The sequence below is a fragment of the Pseudomonas parafulva genome, from assembly GCF_000800255.1.
GTDB lineage: Bacteria > Pseudomonadota > Gammaproteobacteria > Pseudomonadales > Pseudomonadaceae > Aquipseudomonas > Aquipseudomonas boreofloridensis.
On the sequence record NZ_CP009747.1, the window covers coordinates 724,570 to 740,344 of the forward strand.

General features: G+C 64.8%; 12 protein-coding genes. 7 read left to right on the forward strand and 5 right to left on the reverse strand.

Annotated features, from left to right (window positions below; translation table 11 throughout):
- Nucleotides 1–1,065: a methyltransferase domain-containing protein gene (locus tag NJ69_RS03225; RefSeq protein WP_080754707.1), complete on the reverse strand. Its 1,065-nt coding sequence runs from the start codon at nt 1,063–1,065 to the stop codon at nt 1–3.
- Between the two features lie 182 nt (nt 1,066–1,247).
- Here NJ69_RS03225 and NJ69_RS03230 point away from each other — a divergent pair, with 182 nt between their 5' ends.
- On the forward strand, nt 1,248–2,210 hold the full coding sequence (locus NJ69_RS03230) for a helix-turn-helix domain-containing protein (RefSeq protein ID WP_052191974.1): 963 nt from the start codon (nt 1,248–1,250) through the stop codon (nt 2,208–2,210).
- A gap of 189 nt (nt 2,211–2,399) precedes the next feature.
- Here NJ69_RS03230 and NJ69_RS03235 read toward each other — a convergent pair whose 3' ends face one another.
- Nucleotides 2,400–4,388 carry a TonB-dependent receptor gene (locus tag NJ69_RS03235; RefSeq protein ID WP_052191975.1) on the reverse strand — a complete coding sequence of 663 codons (1,989 nt, stop codon included), beginning with the start codon at nt 4,386–4,388 and terminating at the stop codon, nt 2,400–2,402.
- Between the two features lie 195 nt (nt 4,389–4,583).
- Between NJ69_RS03235 and NJ69_RS03240 the strand changes: the two genes are divergently transcribed.
- A complete protein-coding gene (locus tag NJ69_RS03240; RefSeq protein ID WP_039576182.1) occupies nt 4,584–5,459 on the forward strand; it encodes a carboxylate/amino acid/amine transporter in 876 nt (291 codons plus the stop codon).
- Nucleotides 5,460–5,597: 138 nt separating this feature from the next.
- On the opposite strand, the gene NJ69_RS03245 is transcribed toward NJ69_RS03240, so the two are convergent.
- Genes NJ69_RS03245 through NJ69_RS03255 form a run of 3 tightly spaced genes read right to left on the reverse strand, consistent with a single transcriptional unit; the run spans nt 5,598 to nt 10,264 of the window.
- Nucleotides 5,598–8,678 carry an efflux RND transporter permease subunit gene (locus NJ69_RS03245; protein WP_039576184.1) on the reverse strand — a complete coding sequence of 1,027 codons (3,081 nt, stop codon included), beginning with the start codon at nt 8,676–8,678 and terminating at the stop codon, nt 5,598–5,600.
- Nucleotides 8,665–9,771, reverse strand: coding sequence for an efflux RND transporter periplasmic adaptor subunit (locus NJ69_RS03250; protein ID WP_052191978.1), 1,107 nt, complete (start codon nt 9,769–9,771; stop codon nt 8,665–8,667). Before NJ69_RS03250 ends, NJ69_RS03245 begins: the two co-directional genes overlap by 14 nt.
- Before the next feature lie 7 nt (nt 9,772–9,778).
- Nucleotides 9,779–10,264: a DMT family transporter gene (locus tag NJ69_RS03255; RefSeq protein ID WP_029612364.1), complete on the reverse strand. Its 486-nt coding sequence runs from the start codon at nt 10,262–10,264 to the stop codon at nt 9,779–9,781.
- 95 nt (nt 10,265–10,359) lie between these two features.
- On the opposite strand from NJ69_RS03255, the gene NJ69_RS03260 reads away from it, so the two are divergent.
- From NJ69_RS03260 to NJ69_RS03280, 5 genes are all read left to right on the forward strand, one after another.
- On the forward strand, nt 10,360–11,268 hold the full coding sequence (locus tag NJ69_RS03260; RefSeq protein ID WP_029612363.1) for a LysR family transcriptional regulator: 909 nt from the start codon (nt 10,360–10,362) through the stop codon (nt 11,266–11,268).
- 101 nt (nt 11,269–11,369) lie between these two features.
- Nucleotides 11,370–12,341: a class I SAM-dependent DNA methyltransferase gene (locus NJ69_RS03265; protein WP_245219497.1), complete on the forward strand. Its 972-nt coding sequence runs from the start codon at nt 11,370–11,372 to the stop codon at nt 12,339–12,341.
- A gap of 32 nt (nt 12,342–12,373) precedes the next feature.
- Complete coding sequence (locus NJ69_RS03270) at nt 12,374–13,378, forward strand: formylglycine-generating enzyme family protein (protein ID WP_116887785.1); 1,005 nt, start codon at nt 12,374–12,376, stop codon at nt 13,376–13,378.
- A gap of 45 nt (nt 13,379–13,423) precedes the next feature.
- Nucleotides 13,424–14,035: a GTP cyclohydrolase II gene (locus NJ69_RS03275; protein ID WP_039576189.1), complete on the forward strand. Its 612-nt coding sequence runs from the start codon at nt 13,424–13,426 to the stop codon at nt 14,033–14,035.
- A gap of 12 nt (nt 14,036–14,047) precedes the next feature.
- A complete protein-coding gene (locus NJ69_RS03280; protein WP_039576191.1) occupies nt 14,048–15,733 on the forward strand; it encodes a WD40 repeat domain-containing protein in 1,686 nt (561 codons plus the stop codon).
- Nucleotides 15,734–15,775 lie beyond the last annotated feature (42 nt).

A 15,775-nucleotide genomic window follows, 5' to 3' on the forward strand; every position in this document is an offset into this window, starting at 1 on the left:
TCACTCCTTGGCCTTGCGGGCGATCACGGCGGTGACCGGCGTGACCGGGTAGCGGACCCCGTCGATCTGCTCCACGCCGCACCAACCGTTGTCCCGGAGCTGGCCCGCCAGTTCGCCTTCGGCCAGCACGTGGCGGCCCTGCAGGCGCATGTGCAGGTAGTACGGCAGCACCTGCGCGGCGGCCGCGCGGGCCTGGGGCACTTCGGCCTGGCAGCACACCAGCAGCCCGCCGGGGACCAGGGCGGCGTGCAGGCGCTGTAAGGTGGCCGGCAGGTCGCGGACGAAGTGCAGCACCGAGGAACACCAGATCAGGTCGTAGCCGCAGCCGATGTCGTCGCTGTCGAGGTCGCCGCCCTGCGCATGCAGGCGAGCGCTGAGGCCCGCTGCGTCGATGTTGTGTGCGGCCACCGCGGCCGTTTGCGGGTACTCGAACACGGTGCCGCTGAGCGCCGGCAACTGCCGGGCCAGGGCGATGGCCACCAGGCCGGGGCCGCCGCCGAGGTCGAGCAAGCGGCGCAGGCGCGGGTATTCCGGCAGGCTGGCCAGCAACGCGCAGGCGCTGTCGCAGGTGACCGCGCGCTGCTCCTGGGCGATCTGCAGGCGGGCGGCATTGGCCCAGGCCTGGTCGAGCTGGACGCTGGTCGGCGTGCGCCGGGGCAGGCCATTGCGCAGGTAGTCGTCGAGTTGCGCGCCGGTCTCGCGCAGCACGCGATGACGGAACATCAGCGCATCGCCGCAGTAGCTGGCGCCGTCGCTGCGCAGGTGACGGTCGGCCAGCGGGCGGTTGCGGTAGTGCGCTGGGTGCTGGGTATCGCGCTCAAGCAGGCCTTGGCTCCACAGCAGTTCGAGGAAATAGCCGGTGCTGTCAGCGTGCCAGTCCAGGTGCTGTGCCAACTGGGTGGCGGGCTTGAACTGTTGCAGGTGGTCGAACAGGCCGTGCTCCAGGGCCAGGTGCAGGGCATCGGCGCCCAGGCCACCCAGTTGCAGGTCCCAACTGGGCTGCAGCGGATGGGCGGTGGTGAGGTCCAGGGGCGCCGGGTGCGGGCGGGGGGCGTGTCGGGTCACGTTAACGTCCTGTCGTGGGCTGACCCGCGCCTTTGGGCAGGTCACGGGTCTGAAACGAAACGGGGCATGGCCGAATCGGCGAAAAGGGTGGTATATATTAAATGAGAATCATTCACGTAAAGTATGCGAGCCGGAGCCGTTTCTATGCGGCGCGATGGCCGCCGACCCTCAGGGATGTCTTGATGAACACGACCAATGCCGTTTCCCGCCTGGGCCTGGATCAACCCCGCCACCGTTCGGTGAGCAGCGATGGGCGTCTGCGCCTGCAACTGGACGAGACCTACGGGCAGTGCCACACCGACCTGCTGCAACTGGAGCAGGGGCTGTCCCTGGGCCGACTGCACTACCACCCCACGCGCACGCTGGTAGAAGAGACCTGTGGTCCGCACGACGGCCATGTGATGGTGGTCACCGTGGGCTTGCAGGGAAAATCCGGCTTCATCGGCCAGGACGGCAGCACCCTGGCCTTCGAAGCCGGGCACACCACCATCACCGCCTTTCGGGCCACGCCGGGCGAGCGGCGCTACCAGGCCAACGAGACCGCTTCGCAGCTGCGCGTGGTGATCGACCATGCCACGTTGTGCAAGTACGTCGGCGAGGCGCGGGCGACCGAGGTGCTGGGCAGCGGTCGCCTGCATCGCCTGGATTTTCGCCGCAGCTCCCAGGCCGCCCAGGCCCATGCCGCCGCACTGGTGCGCTACCTGCAACCGGGCGGGCTGGACCCGGCCCATCGCCTGGACCTGCACATCCACACCCTCAGCCTGCTGGCCGAGCAGTTCAACCTACTGGCACCGCAGCAGAGCAGCACGTCGGCGATGAGCACCTGTGACATCCAGCGCATCGAGCGCGCACGCAACCTGCTGTGCGAGCAACTGGACAAGCCGCTGACCGTGGATTACCTGGCCACGGCGGTTGGCATGAACGAGCACAAGCTCAAGGAAGGCTTCCGCTACCTGTTCGATACCACCCCGGCGCGTATGCTGCTGGAGCTGCGCATGCGCAAGGCCATGACCCTGCTGGAAGCCGGGCAGCAGGTGGCGCAGGCGGCGTGGCAGGTGGGGTACAAGTACCCGAACAATTTCACCGTAGCGTTCACGCGCTATTTCGGGCGCTCGCCAAAGTCGATTTTCGGCAAGAAGCGCTGAGGGATCGGCGGGCAGCGGCCCGAGCTATTCAGCTTTGCCGCCGCCCTGGCCGGGAGCGCTGTGCGGTCCAATCGCGACACAAGGCCGCTCCCACCGAGATTTGAGCTGCGCCCCAAATGTTGGACACCGGTCCACTTTTGGGGCGCAGCTCAGGCTTTTGTGGGCGCGGTGCGGGGGGAGTCCGGGGCTCTACAACTCGAAGCTGAGCCTCACGCCCACTTCGCGCGGCGGGCTGTAGACGGTCACCGCGCCGTTGAGCAGGCCCTGCGCGTCATAGCGCTTGTCCATCAGGTTGTCGACATAGGCGCTGACTGTGTACTGGCCAAACCGATACCCACCGCTCACGTCTACCAGCCCGTAACCGGGCCGCTGGTAGCGATTGGCTGCATCCAGGTAGATCTTGCCCACGGCGCTCAGGCCACCTTGCACGTACCAGCCGTCATCGGCGTCGTAGCGCAGGCCCAGGTGGCCGGTGAGGTCCGGGGCGAAGGGGTTGCGATGGTCCTTGTAGTCGTTGAGCCCCTCGCTGAAACGCTCGAAGCGCGTGCGGTTCAGGCCCAGCGCGGCGGTCAGCGTCCAGCGCTCGCCAAGCAGGTATTCCAGGTCCAGGTCCAGCCCGGTGGAGGTGGCCGACGCCGCGTTGGTGATGTACACCAGCCCCTGTTGCACCAACTGCTGCACCTGCATGTCGCGCACCTGCATGTGGTACAGCGCTGCCGAGTAGCGCAGGCGCTGATCGACGCTCAGGCCTTTGACGCCGATTTCATAGCTGTTCACCCGCTCCGGGTCGTAGGCGGGGTTGCCGGCGTTGCTGGCGAAGGCGTTGAAGCCGCCGGCGCGCATGCCCTGGGTGTAGCTCAGGTACACCTGGGCGTCCTCGCTCAGGGCGTATTGCAGCGCGACCTTGGGCGTGAAGTGTTGCCAGCTGTCCGACTGGTTGCGGTTACTGGCTGGATCGATCCAGGCGCGGGCGTATTCGTAGCGCCCACCCAAGGTCAGCGACCACGCCTCGGACAGCGGCTGCAGCCACTGTCCGAAGACGGCGGCGGTGTTGCCGCCCAGGTCGGCCTGGGTGCGGGTCAGCGCCATTGGCAGTTTCTGCTCGTAGTCCAGGCTGTGATCCTCGCGGTCGGCATACAGCCCCAGCAACCAGCGGCTTTGGCCCTGCTCGCCGCTCAGGCGCAGTTCCTGGCTGAGGGTCTCGAAGTGGTAGTCGCGGGCCAGGTGCATGAGGTCGCGGGGCTGGAAGTCGGTGTCCTGGCGCAGACGGTCGTCGAACACGCTGCGCGCGGTGATCGAACGCAGCTCGACCGTGTCGGACAGGGCGCGGCGCAGGTCCAGCGACCAGGTGTCGCCGCTGGAGTGGTTGCGTCCCGCCAGCCCGGCATTCACCGCCCGGTCGCGACCCTGGCGGCTGCCCCACTGCGAGGCCTCGTCACGGTATTTCAGGGCGCTGTAGCGCAGGGTCGCGTCGGTGAATTCATCCGGCGTCCAGCGCAGGGTCAGACGCCCGCTCTGGCGCTCGCGGTCGTCGGCCTTGCCGCCGGCGAAATCGTCGTCCAGGTAGCCGTCCTGGCGCGTCCACTGGCCAGCCAGGCCGCCGTACAGCGTGCCCTCGATCAGCGCCGTGCTCAGGTCGGCGCTGACGGTGCGCTTGTCGCGGCTGCCCAGGGTGGTGTCCAGCCGCGCGTAGTCGGCGGCGTCCGGCTGGCGGGTGAATACGCTGAGCACCCCGGCTTCGGCGTTGCGTCCGTACAGCGCCGACTGCGGTCCGCGCAGGATCTCCACGCGCTCGACGCCGACCAGGTCGTTGTCGAAGCCTTGCCCGCGCAACACCGGTACGCCGTCCACCAGCATCAGCAGCGAGTTGGAAAAGGCCGTGGCGTTCGAGGTGAGGCCGCGCACCACCGGCAACTGGGTGCCGGACTGGCCGAACGGCTGGAAGGTGAAGCCGGGTGTGCGCCGCACCAGTTGTTCGAGCGACTGCACCGGCGTGCTCTGCAGCGTCGTCGCGTCGATCACCGAGAGGCTGGCCGGCAGGCGCTCGCGCGACTGCTCCAGTTTGTCGCTGACCACCACGGTGTCTTCCAGCATCACCCGTTCGAGCGCGCTCGTCGGCATCGCTCCGCCTGCGGCCACCAGCCCGCCGAACACGCCCCCCAGCCATCCCCTCGTCATCTCTGCTCCCCGTGCCTGCAAGACGCACCCCGAACGGGCGCGCGACGGACGGCATTGTAGCTCGCTATCGAGAATCATTTGCATATGGGCGCCTATGCGCAAGCGCTAGATTCCTATGCGCTGCGGCCCTGCGCGACGGTTGCCCGCACGGACACTAACGGCTAAGGTCGCCGCCTTGATTCACGAGAGGCAACCATGGGCTACCTGATTATCGTCGCGCTGATCCAGGCGTTTTCCTTCAGCCTGATCGGCGAGTACCTGGCCGGGCATGTCGACAGCTACTTCGCCGTGCTGGCGCGCGTGCTGCTGGCGGGTCTTGTGTTCCTGCCACTGACCCGCTGGCGCCAGGTCGAGCCGCGTTTTCTGCGTTCGATGCTGCTGATCGGCGCACTGCAATACGGCATCACCTACGTCTGCCTGTACCTGAGTTTCCGCGTGCTGAGCGTGCCGGAGGTGCTGCTGTTCACCATCCTCACGCCGCTGCACGTGACCCTGATCGAAGACGCCTTGAACCGTCGCTTCAACGCCTGGGCACTGCTCGCGGCGCTGGTGGCCGTGGCCGGTGCGGCGGTGATCCGCTTCGACCGCATCAGCGGCGAGTTCTTCGGCGGCTTCCTGCTGCTGCAACTGGCCAACTTCACCTATGCCGCTGGCCAGGTGCTGTACCGTCACCTGATCGCCCGGCACCCGAGCGATCTGCCGCACTACCGGCGCTTCGGCTATTTCTACCTCGGCGCGCTGATGGTGGTGCTGCCGGCGTTCCTGGCGTTCGGCAATACCCAGCGCCTGCCGAGCACCGACGTGCAATGGCTGGTGTTGCTGTTCCTCGGCCTGTGCCCCACGGCGCTGGGGCTGTACTGGTGGAACAAGGGCGCCTGCCTGGTCTCCGGCGGTACTCTGGCGGTGATGAACAATCTGCACGTGCCGGTGGGGCTGTTGCTGAACCTGCTGATCTGGAACCAGCACGAACCGCTGGGGCGCTTGTTCATCGGCGGCGCGGTGATCCTGGCGTCGGTGTGGCTCAGTCGCCTGGGCGAGCGCCGTGCCCCGTCGCTGGCGGGCAAGGGCTAGGCTCTGACTGAAAAGTTCTGAAACGCCGGGGAGACAAGGCGAAAACAGCCGAGGAACGGTCGGAGTCGCGCTCGACTTTACTGGTTGTAAATGAGCATTCCGACCGGGCTGGCGATCCAGGCTGTTTTCAACGCAGGATCACCAAGTATCAGGGCTTTTCAGACAGAGCCTAGGCGCGGCGAGCGCGGGCTGAGCCTTCACCCGACGCGCTGGCACCAAGGCATAGAGCGCCGGCAGCACGAACAAGGTGAACAGCGTGCCGATGAGCATGCCCCAGACCATCACCATGCCCAGCGAATGCCGGCTGTTGGCACCGGCACCGCTGGCCAGCAGCAGCGGCAGCGAACCGAAGACCATGGCGGCGGTGGTCATGATGATCGGCCGCAGGCGGATCTGCGCCGCGGTTTCGATGGCGCTGATGCGGTCCAGACGCTCGCGCACCTGCAGTTCGTTGGCGAATTCGATCATCAGGATGCCGTGTTTGCTGATCAGTCCGATCAAGGTCACCAGCCCGATCTGCGTGTAGATGTTGACCGTGGCGAAGCCCATCGCCAGCGGGATCAGCGCGCCGAGCAAGGACAGCGGCACGGTCACCAGGATGATCAGCGGGTCGAGCATGCTCTCGAACTGCGCGGCCAGCAGCAGGTAGATCACGATGATCGCCATGACGAAGGCCAGCGCCAGCGAACTGCCTTCCTGCACGTACTGGCGGCTTTCACCGGACCAGTCGACGCTGTAGCCGTCCGGCAGGCTCGCCGCTTCGCGTTGCAGGAAGGCGATGCAGTCGCCCAGGCTCACGCCGGCCGCCGGGACGGCTTGCAGGGTGATCGCATTCTGCTGGTTGAACTGCTTGAGGGTGTTCGGTTTGGTGGTGGTCTCGGCGCGCACCACGGCCGACAGCGGCACCAGCTCGCCACTGCGGCTGCGCACGTACTGTTGGCCCAGCGCCTCGATCGTCGAGCGGGCGCCCTGGGTGCTCTGGGCAATCACGTCGTAGGAGCGGCCCTGCAACGCGAAGCGGGTGGTGTAGCCCTCGGCCAGGAAGGTTTCCAGTGAATCGCCGATGGCCTGCATGGAGATGCCCAGGGCATTGGCCCGGTCGCGGTCGACATGCAGATCGACGTTTGGGCTGTCGAACTCGATGTCGCTGTCCAGGGTGGCGAACAGGCCACTGTCCCGGGCCTTGCGCTTGAGGCTATCCATGGCGCTGTACACATCCTCGAAATCGGCGCTGGCGCGCAGGATCATCTGCACCGGCAGGCCGCCGGTGGAGCCGGGCAGGGGGGGCAGTTGAAAGGCGAAGAGGCTGGTGCCCTGGATGTCGCCGACACGCGCTTGCAGATCGCCCTGGATCGTGGCCGCCGTGCGTGAGCGCTCATCCCACCGGCTCAGGTTGACACCGGCGAAGCCGTTGGCCGGACCGTCGGTGCCGTTGATGATCCAGCGGCTGATCACCTCGGGGATGTCCTTGAATGCGTCGTCCAGTTCGGCGGCGTAGCGCTCGCTGTACGCCAGGTTGGCGTACTGCGGCGCCTTGATCACCGTGAGGATCGAGGCCTGGTCTTCGGACGGCGCCAGTTCGTGCTGCGCGTGCAGGTACAGCAGCGGCAACGCCAGCAGAATCAGCACACTGCCCAGCACCACGGCCCAGCGCAGGCGCTGCACCTGGACCAGCACCCGCGCGTAGTACTGCTGCGCTTTGCTGAACAGGGCGTCGGAAAAGGTGGCGGTGCGGCTGGGCGAATGGGCTTTCATCAGCGTCGCGGCCAGCACCGGTGACAGGGTCAACGCCACCACGCCGGAGATGATCACCGCGCCCGCCAGGCTCAGCGCGAACTCTTTGAACAGCGCGCCGGTCAGCCCACCGATGAAGGCGATGGGCGAATACACCGCCGCCAGGGTCAGGGTCATGGTGATCACCGGCACGGCGATTTCCCGGGCGCCGAGCAGCGCCGCCTGCCAGGGCGAGGCTCCGTCGTCGATGTGCCGGTGCACGTTCTCCACCACCACGATGGCGTCGTCTACCACCAGGCCGATGGCCAGGACCATGGCCAGCAATGTCAGCAGGTTGAGGCTGAAGCCGAAGGCGAACATCAGCGCCGCCGCGCCCAGCAGCGACAGCGGAATGGTGACCAGCGGGATGATCACCGTGCGCAGCGAGCCCAGGCACAGGAAGATCACCACCGCGACGATCAGCGAGGCTTCCACCAGGGTGCGGGTGACCTCGTCGATCGAGGCCTTGATGAACAGCGCGGTCTCGAAGGCGATGTCCGCCTCGACGCCGGGCGGCAGGGTTTTCTTGATCGCCGGCAGCAGGTTGTTGATCTGCTCGACGATGGTCAGCGGGTTGCCGGCGGGCGCGGCGAACAGGCCCAGGTGCACGGCCGGTTTGCCGTCCATCAGCGCGCTGGTTTCGCGACTGGCGGCGGCCAACTCGACGGTGCCGATGTCCTTGACCTTGATCAGTTCGTTGCCGGCGCTGCGCAGGGTCATGTCCTGGAATTGCGCGATGCTCTTGAGGTCGGTGTCGACCTGGATGTTGGTGACCGTCAGGTCATCCTTGAGGTTGCCGGGGGCGGTCTGCACGTTTTCCGCACGCAGGGCCTGGGCCACTTCTGCGGCGGTGATGTTGCGCGCGGCCAGGCGCGACGGATCCAGCCACAGGCGCATCGCCAACTGCTGGCCGCCGAAGGTCTGGATCTTGGCCACGCCGTCGATGCCGGACAGGCTGGGAATCACTTCCCGGGACAGGTAGTCGGTCAACTGCGCCAGCGACAGGGTGGTGGTGGAGAAGCCCACGTAGGCGACCGCCGTGGAGTCGCCGGCCGACTGTTCGATGACCGGGTCATAGGCTTTTTCCGGCAGCTTGTACTTGACTTGGCTGACCTTGGCGATCACGTCGGACAGCGCTTTGGTGGTGTCCGCGCCGAGCTTGAGCCGCACCTGCACCGTGCTCAGGCCCTGCTTGGTGGAGGAACTGATGTAGTCGGCGCCCTCGATGGTGGCGCTGGCCTGGGCGATCGGCTGGGTGACGAAACCTTGCATCAGCTCGGCGGAGGCGCCGGGGTATTCGGTGGTCACCGTCACCGTGGCGCTGTCGAGCAACGGGTACTGGCGCACCGGCAGGTTGTTGAGGGCCAGCAGGCCGGCGAGGACCAGGAAGGCATTGACCACCAGGGCGAGGATCGGCCGGCGCAGAAACAGATCAGTGAAGTGCATGGGCCGCTCCTTGCCGGGCTGCTTGAACCGGGGCAGGGCTGGGCACGGGTTGGACGTCCTGCCCGTCGCTCAGGCGGTTCTGCCCGACCTCCACCACTTCGTCACCGGGCTCGAGGCCTTCGGCGATCACCCGCCAACCCTCGCTGCGGGCACCGGTCTTCACGGCGACCCGATGCACCTGGGCGCGCTGCTCGTGGCGGGTAATGCGGTACACCACGTCGCCGTAGGCGCTGCTGACGATGGCGGTGGTCGGCACCACCAGGGCGGGCGCGGCAGAGGCGCGCACCACGCGCACATCTGCCGACATGCCGGGCCTGAGCGCGGGGGGCGCCTCGGTCAGGATCGCCTGCACGCGGGTCATGCGTGTGCTGTCGAGCAACGGATCGAGGGTGGTGATGCGCGCGGAGTAGGTCTGATCGGGCAAGGCGCTGAAACTCAGCAGCACCGCCTGGCCCTGATGGACCTGGGCGCTGGCGTGTTCATCGAGGGAGAAATTCACCCTCAGTTCGCTGAGGTCGATCAGGCTGGCGAGGGTGTCTCCCGGGTTCACGTACTGGCCCACATGCACTTTGCGAATGCCGAGCTGGCCGGCGAAGGGCGCGGTGATGGTCTTCTGCGCGATCACCGCCTCGACTTTGGCCAGCATGGCCTTGGCCGCGTCCAGGTCCGCCTGGGCGTTGTCCAGGTCTTCCTTGGCCACTGCACCTGCCGGGATCAGTTGGCGGATGCGTTGCAGACGCTTTTGCGCCCTGGCCGCCAGTGCCCGCTGATGATCGGCTTCGGCCCGCTCCGGCGCGCTGTTGAGGGTCACCAGCCGCTGGCCTTTCTGAACCCTCTGGCCGGAATCGAAACTCAGCGCCTCGACTTTGCCGCCCACTTCCGCGCTGACCAGCACTTGTTCGCCCGCTTCCAGGCTGCCGATGCTGTCGAAATAACGAGGTAGCGACTGGGTCTTTGCCTGGGCGGTTTGCACGTTGGTGGGCGCCGGCGCTTCGCCGCTGGCCTGCTGCGCCGTCGTGGTGTTTGGCATGGCGTACACCGCGATAACGATGACCAGCACTAGGCTGACGAATAGAGCAAGTTTCTTGCGCATGGGCAGATCATTCCTTGATCACACTTTCGCTGGACAATTGAATCAACAACACCCCGATGAAAATCATTGCCACACCCAGTATTCGGTACAGCGTGACCTGTTTGGTCGGCATCCCCATCAAGCCGAAATGGTCGATGATGAGCGAGGTGAGCAATTGGCCGCCAATGACGCAGGCCATGAAACTGGTCGTGCCCATGCGCGGCGATAACAACAACGCGGCGGTGATGTAGATCACCCCGGCAATCCCCCCCACCCAGGCCCACAACGGCAGGCTGGTGGCGGCACCGAGTTGAGGTGCGGGTGCACGCAGCGCCAGCAGTACCGGCGCAATGGCTATCAAACTGATGATCAGCGACACCACCGTGGCCCATAAGGGATGACCGACGGCGCGTCCCAACGCCGCATTGGCTGCGGCCTGGAACGGCACGACTGCGCCTGCGGCTATGGCTGCGCCGACAAGCATCGCGGTAGACATCGAAAGAGGAGTGGTCATTGGCTATCGCTTCATCAGTGGTTGTTTTGGACTTGATTTTGAAATATGAATAGAGGGAATGGAAATTCGTATAACCAACGGATGGTATTCAACGGATGAATAATCTTCGAAGTATCGACCTCAATCTTCTGGTGACCTTGCAGGCACTGTTGGTCGAAAAGCACATCACCCGCGCTGCCTCCCGTTTGCATAAAAGCCAACCTGCCGTGAGCCATGCCTTAGCGCACTTGCGCCGACTGTTCGATGACCCGTTGCTGATCCGCCGCGGCGGTCACCTGGAGTTGACGGCCAGGGCGACCGAACTGCTGCATCCGCTGAACGACGCGCTGGGACAGATCGGCACCCTGTTCGAGCCGCCGCAATTCGACCCGACCAAAGCCAAGCGCGTGTTCCGCCTGGCCATGTCCGATTACGGTTCGCGTGTGCTGTTGCCGGGGCTGACCCGGGCGTTCAGGGCCATGGCGCCGGGCGTGGAATTGCTGGTCAGTCAGGCCAGTCGGGAGTCGATGCTGGCCGATGTGCGAGAGAGCGAAGTGGATCTGGCGCTGGGGGTATTCCCTGGCAAACAGTCGGACGAATTGCGCCAGCACACCTTGTTTTCCGAAAGCTTCGTCTGCGTGGCGGACTCCTCCAGCATCCCCGAGAAGGGCATCGCCGACCTCGACGGTTGGCTGAAACGGCCCCATGTGCTGGTGGCCATGCGCGCCGGCAACGACAACGAGGTCGACCGCGCCCTGAGCAAGTTGGGCGTGCAACGCCAGATCAGCGTGGCGTTGCCGCACTGGAGCGTGGCCAGCGACCTGATCGCCGGCACCGACCTGATTCTGACCGTGGCGCGGCGAAGCCTGGACAGTGTCGAGCGCGACGGTCGGCTGCGCCTGTTCGAACCCCCGTTCGACATTCCCCAGTTCGACTTCAAGATGATCTGGCACCCGCGCCGCGAATCCGACACGGCGCATACGTGGTTGCGCCAGATGATCATGCGCGTGGCGAATGAGCAATGAATACGGCGTGAATCAATTCAGCGTCAGCGGTTTTTATCTTTACAACTAACCCAATCCGACAGGCTCGCTCTACAGTCAGCTTTTTGCCCACGTCAATGCGCATGGTGCCTTCGTTCGAAGTGCGCCTTTTTTTATTCGTAATCCTGAAGGAACAGGAACTTTCCAAGTGCGTTATTCGTCGCGCGAATAGTCTGGATGCGAACAAAGAATTGGCATTCGTGCCGCCTGCGGATAACCCTATTCGCGGCACTTATGGTTTTTATTGTCTTGCACAGGTGCTGGAACTAACAGGGTGCATAGAACACTGTTTTCCAACCACTAAGGAGAGTGAAATGACATTGGAAAGCGCCGAATACAATGTGATTGGCGGGCTGTTCGAGAGCTTTACCGATACCGCCGCCCAGCGCGAGGTGGAAGTTCGCACGATTCTTCATATGGTCGGGGACGTGCACGGCAAGTCGATCCTCGACGTGGCCTGCGGCTTCGGCTATTTCGGCCGTCAACTGCGCCAGCGCGGGGCGCGCAAGGTGGTCGGGGTGGACATCTCGCAAAAGATGATCGACCTCGCCAGGGAAGAGTCCGCGCGCACTGGCGACGACCTCGAATTCCATGTTCGCGATGCCTCGAAGATGGAAAAACTCGGCAACTTCGACATGGTGGTGGCGGCGTGGCTGTTCAACTACGCCTCGTCCCTCGACGACTTGGAGAACATGTTCAAGTGCGTCGCCGCCAATCTTTCGACCGGTGGCACTTTAGTGGCTTATACCGTGGAGCCCGACTTCGAACTGGGCCTGGGCAACTTCACGTCCTACGGCGTGAATGTCCGCACCGAAGAACCCTGGGGACCCGGTTATCGCCACCAGGCCGAGTTCGTTACCCAGCCGCCGAGTCCATTCACCTTTTATCGCTGGGGACGTGCCGACTATGAACGCGCGGCGAAGAACGCCGGGTTCAGTTCCTTGCGGTGGCAGAAGCCGCTGTTGCTCAAGGCGGACGAGCAAAAGTACACGCCCGGCTTCTGGGACGTGTTCAAAGACAACTGTTTGCAGACCGGGCTGGTGTGCACGCTGTAACGCGCGCCTATAACAAGAAACGGAGTAGCTCCATGGGACTCATGAGTTTTCATTCTCCCGAGACGTTGCGTCGAGCCAACCCACAGTTGTCGGATCGCGAATTGCTTGGCCTGCCAGCGTCCTTCACCCCCAACCGCACGCTGAACCTGTCGGCGGACAGTTTCGGCGCACTGGTTGCCGGTGGGGTGGCGCACTGGGTCGATTCGCTGGAAAGCCAGGACTGCGCGCTCGCCTATCGCTACACGGCCGGACAGATCCTCGCCAGTGTGGGCGATCCGCGCCTCAATCCGCTGGCCCCGAACATGGTGCTGGTGCCTGAAGCCACGGCGCAGATCGGCCTGGCCTGCGAACGGTTGCCGGCGGTGATGCAGTCGTTGGCCGACCTGAACCTGGACCCGGACTGGATCGCCAAGGAAACCCCTCGGCACGCGGTCGACTTGCCCGCCTACAAGATCGGTCGTTACCCGGTCACCAACTTGGAATACAAAGCGTTTCTGCTCGATTCCCAAGCGCCGCGTATCCCGACCGACTGGTTCCTCGGGCGCTACCCGCTCGAACGCGCCAACCATCCGGTGTCCGGCATCAGCGTCGAAGACGCGCAGTGCTACATCGAGTGGCTGTCGGCCAAGACCGGGCGCGCGTTCCATCTGCCCAGCGAAGCGCAATGGGAGTACGCCGCAGCAGGGCCGCAGGGCCTTCAGTACCCCTGGGGCGAAGACTTCCTGCCCGATCACGCCAACACCGCTGAACTCGGCGTGTTCACCACCACCCCGGTGGGTCTGTTCGCCAATGGCGCTTCGCCATTTGGCTGCCTGGACATGGCAGGCAACGTCGAAGAGTTCGTCGCCGATGACTACCACGCCTATCCCGGCGGTGCGGCCATCGAAGACGACCTGGTGACGGCCGTCGGCACCCATCGAGTCGCCCGCGGCGGCAGCTACTCGCGGTTTCGCGATCTGGCCCGCACCACCCGGCGCCATGGAAAGTTTCCAAGGGATATCTACGTCATGGGTTTTCGTCTCGCTGAAAGCGTGTAGTGACAAGGACCCGTCATGCAGTGTGATCAGAAGAGGGTTGCTCGTATGCCAATCTATAAAGTTAAAAATACCGTGGACATCCCCATCCTCCAGGGGGGCAAGGTCGGTAGTTTCGTGTCCTTCGAAGGGTTTTCGCCCAGCGAAGAACACATCGCCATCGTGGTCGGTGACGTCACCCAGCAAGCGCCGCTGGTGCGGATTCACTCAGAGTGCCTGACCGGCGATATTTTCGGTTCGCACCGCTGCGACTGCGGCGCGCAATTGAACGAAGCGCTCGAGCGCATGGCCGACGAAGGCGGCGTGCTGCTGTACCTGCGCCAGGAAGGACGCGGCATCGGCTTGTACGCCAAGCTCGATGCGTACCGCCTGCAGGACACCGGACTGGACACCTTCGAGGCCAATCGCCGCCTCGACCTGCCCGAGGATGGCCGCGACTTCGCCATCGCCGCCGGCATGCTGCGCGGCCTGGGCATCACCCGTTGCCGGCTGATGACCAACAACCCTGACAAGGTCTCCACCCTCAGAAAGCACGGCATCCAGGTGGACGAGGTGATTTCCACCGGCGTGTTCCTGACCGAGCACAACCGCCATTACCTGGCCGCGAAAATCGCCAAGAAGAACCACGACATCAATTTGGGTCTGGATCGTTCAGCTTAAGGAAAAGTTGCGATGAAACATTTTGCCCCCATCAGCGGCATCGCCAGTTTTGCCGAGCAATACGTTGCCACTGCCGGTTACGACAATCAGGTCATCCTCTGGGATGCGCCGCGTAAACAAGCCTTGCACCGGGTGTTTCACGATCACCTGGCCAATCAATGCGCCTTCAACGCCAGCGGTACGCGCCTGGTCACCGCCAGCAGCGACTACACCGCGCGCGTCTGGGAAGTGCCGTCGATGCGCCTGAAGGCGGCGCTGGTCGGTCACCGCGACGACGTCGAGATGGCCGCCTTCAACCCGGCCGGCGACCGCATCGCCACCTGCTCGCGGGATCACACCATTCGCCTGTTCGAGGCTGAAACCGGTGCCTGCCTGCGCACCCTCGAAGGCCACAGCGCCGACGTGATTTCCATCAGTTGGAGTGCCGACGGCCAGCAACTGGTATCCAGCAGCGACGACGGCACCATTCGCCGCTGGAACGTGCAGACCGGCGAGCAAGTGGAGCGCATCGACCTGGGTGGCGTGGAAACCGACACCATCGCCCTGGCCAGCGACGGCACCATCTTTGCCGGCGACGACGAAGGCCGCCTGACTGTCATCGACGCCAGCGGCACCACCCGCCTGCAGGCCCATGCCGCTGGGGTGAAACGGGTGGTGTGGGACCAGCGCAAGGGTTGGCTGATCAGCCTGAGCTACGACCGCTCGGTGGTGCTGTGGCGCTACGAGGCTGGCACCCTGACGCGCCTGGCGCACAGTTCCCTGCCGAGCATCATCTGGCCGCGCAGTTGCGCGTTCCTGGGCGATGAGCGCATCGCCTTCGTCACCTTCGGCTCCACCTATGCGGTCTGGGATCACACGACCGACACCTGGGACCTGGAGGGCATCGACCACGCCATCAGCCTCAACGCGGTCTCCATTCACAACGGCCACACCTATGCCATCGGCGATGCCGGCAAGCTGCTGATCGATGGCCAGCCCAGCACCCTGATCGGCAGCCTGTGCAACTTCCTGCTGCCCTTCGGCGAGGAAATGCTCACCGGCGGGCAAATGGGGCAGGTCTACGACGCAGTGACTGGCCGGTTGATCCACCAGCATCGCTCGCCGCTCAATTGCGCCACGGCGTTCACCCGGCACGGCGTGGCCCACGCGGCGGTGGGCACCTACACCGGCGAGGCGCTGATCTTCAAACGCGATGTCCAGGGGCAGGCCGAGTTCGTCTGCGAAGTGTCGATGCATGACAACGCCATCAAAGGCATTTCCGCCGACGAGGAATACCTGTTCAGCGTATGCGCCACGGCCGCTGCCGCCTTCCACCGGGTAGACGACTTCTCCCTGGCCCGGCATGTGGAACAGGCGCACGAGCGCATTTCCAATGGCTGCGCCACGGTGCAAGGCGGCTTCGCCAGCATCGGTCGCGACCTCAAGCTGCGTATCTGGTCCGGTGACGCCTCGCAGGTGTACGAGACGCCGCATGTGCACTCGGTCAAGTGCATCGCCGCTTCGGCTGACCAGCAGGTGATCGCCACCGGCAGCTATGGCGGCACCGTGGCGCTGTTCGACCTTCAGCAGCGACGCTGGACGCACCGGGTCAAGCCCACCACCAGCGGCATTTCCTGCATCACCTACTCCCCGCAGGACGGCCTGTTCCTGGCCAGTTCCTACGATGGGCAGTTGTACCCCATCTCCGTCAGCGCTTGATGCGCACCCGCGCCGGCCTGCACGGCGGCGCGGGTTTTTCCG

Excerpts from the sequence above, each read along its gene's own strand:
- NJ69_RS03245 (WP_039576184.1), bottom strand. The coding sequence starts at position 8,678 with ATGCACTTCACTGATCTGTTTCTGCGCCGGCCGATCCTCGCCCTGGTG.
- NJ69_RS03280 (WP_039576191.1), top strand. The coding sequence starts at position 14,048 with ATGAAACATTTTGCCCCCATCAGCGGCATCGCCAGTTTTGCCGAGCAA.
- NJ69_RS03250 (WP_052191978.1), bottom strand. The coding sequence starts at position 9,771 with ATGCGCAAGAAACTTGCTCTATTCGTCAGCCTAGTGCTGGTCATCGTT.
- NJ69_RS03265 (WP_245219497.1), top strand. The coding sequence starts at position 11,370 with ATGGTGCCTTCGTTCGAAGTGCGCCTTTTTTTATTCGTAATCCTGAAG.
- NJ69_RS03240 (WP_039576182.1), top strand. The coding sequence starts at position 4,584 with ATGGGCTACCTGATTATCGTCGCGCTGATCCAGGCGTTTTCCTTCAGC.
- NJ69_RS03270 (WP_116887785.1), top strand. The coding sequence starts at position 12,374 with ATGGGACTCATGAGTTTTCATTCTCCCGAGACGTTGCGTCGAGCCAAC.
- NJ69_RS03260 (WP_029612363.1), top strand. The coding sequence starts at position 10,360 with ATGAATAATCTTCGAAGTATCGACCTCAATCTTCTGGTGACCTTGCAG.
- NJ69_RS03230 (WP_052191974.1), top strand. The coding sequence starts at position 1,248 with ATGAACACGACCAATGCCGTTTCCCGCCTGGGCCTGGATCAACCCCGC.
- NJ69_RS03275 (WP_039576189.1), top strand. The coding sequence starts at position 13,424 with ATGCCAATCTATAAAGTTAAAAATACCGTGGACATCCCCATCCTCCAG.
- NJ69_RS03235 (WP_052191975.1), bottom strand. The coding sequence starts at position 4,388 with ATGACGAGGGGATGGCTGGGGGGCGTGTTCGGCGGGCTGGTGGCCGCA.
- NJ69_RS03255 (WP_029612364.1), bottom strand. The coding sequence starts at position 10,264 with ATGACCACTCCTCTTTCGATGTCTACCGCGATGCTTGTCGGCGCAGCC.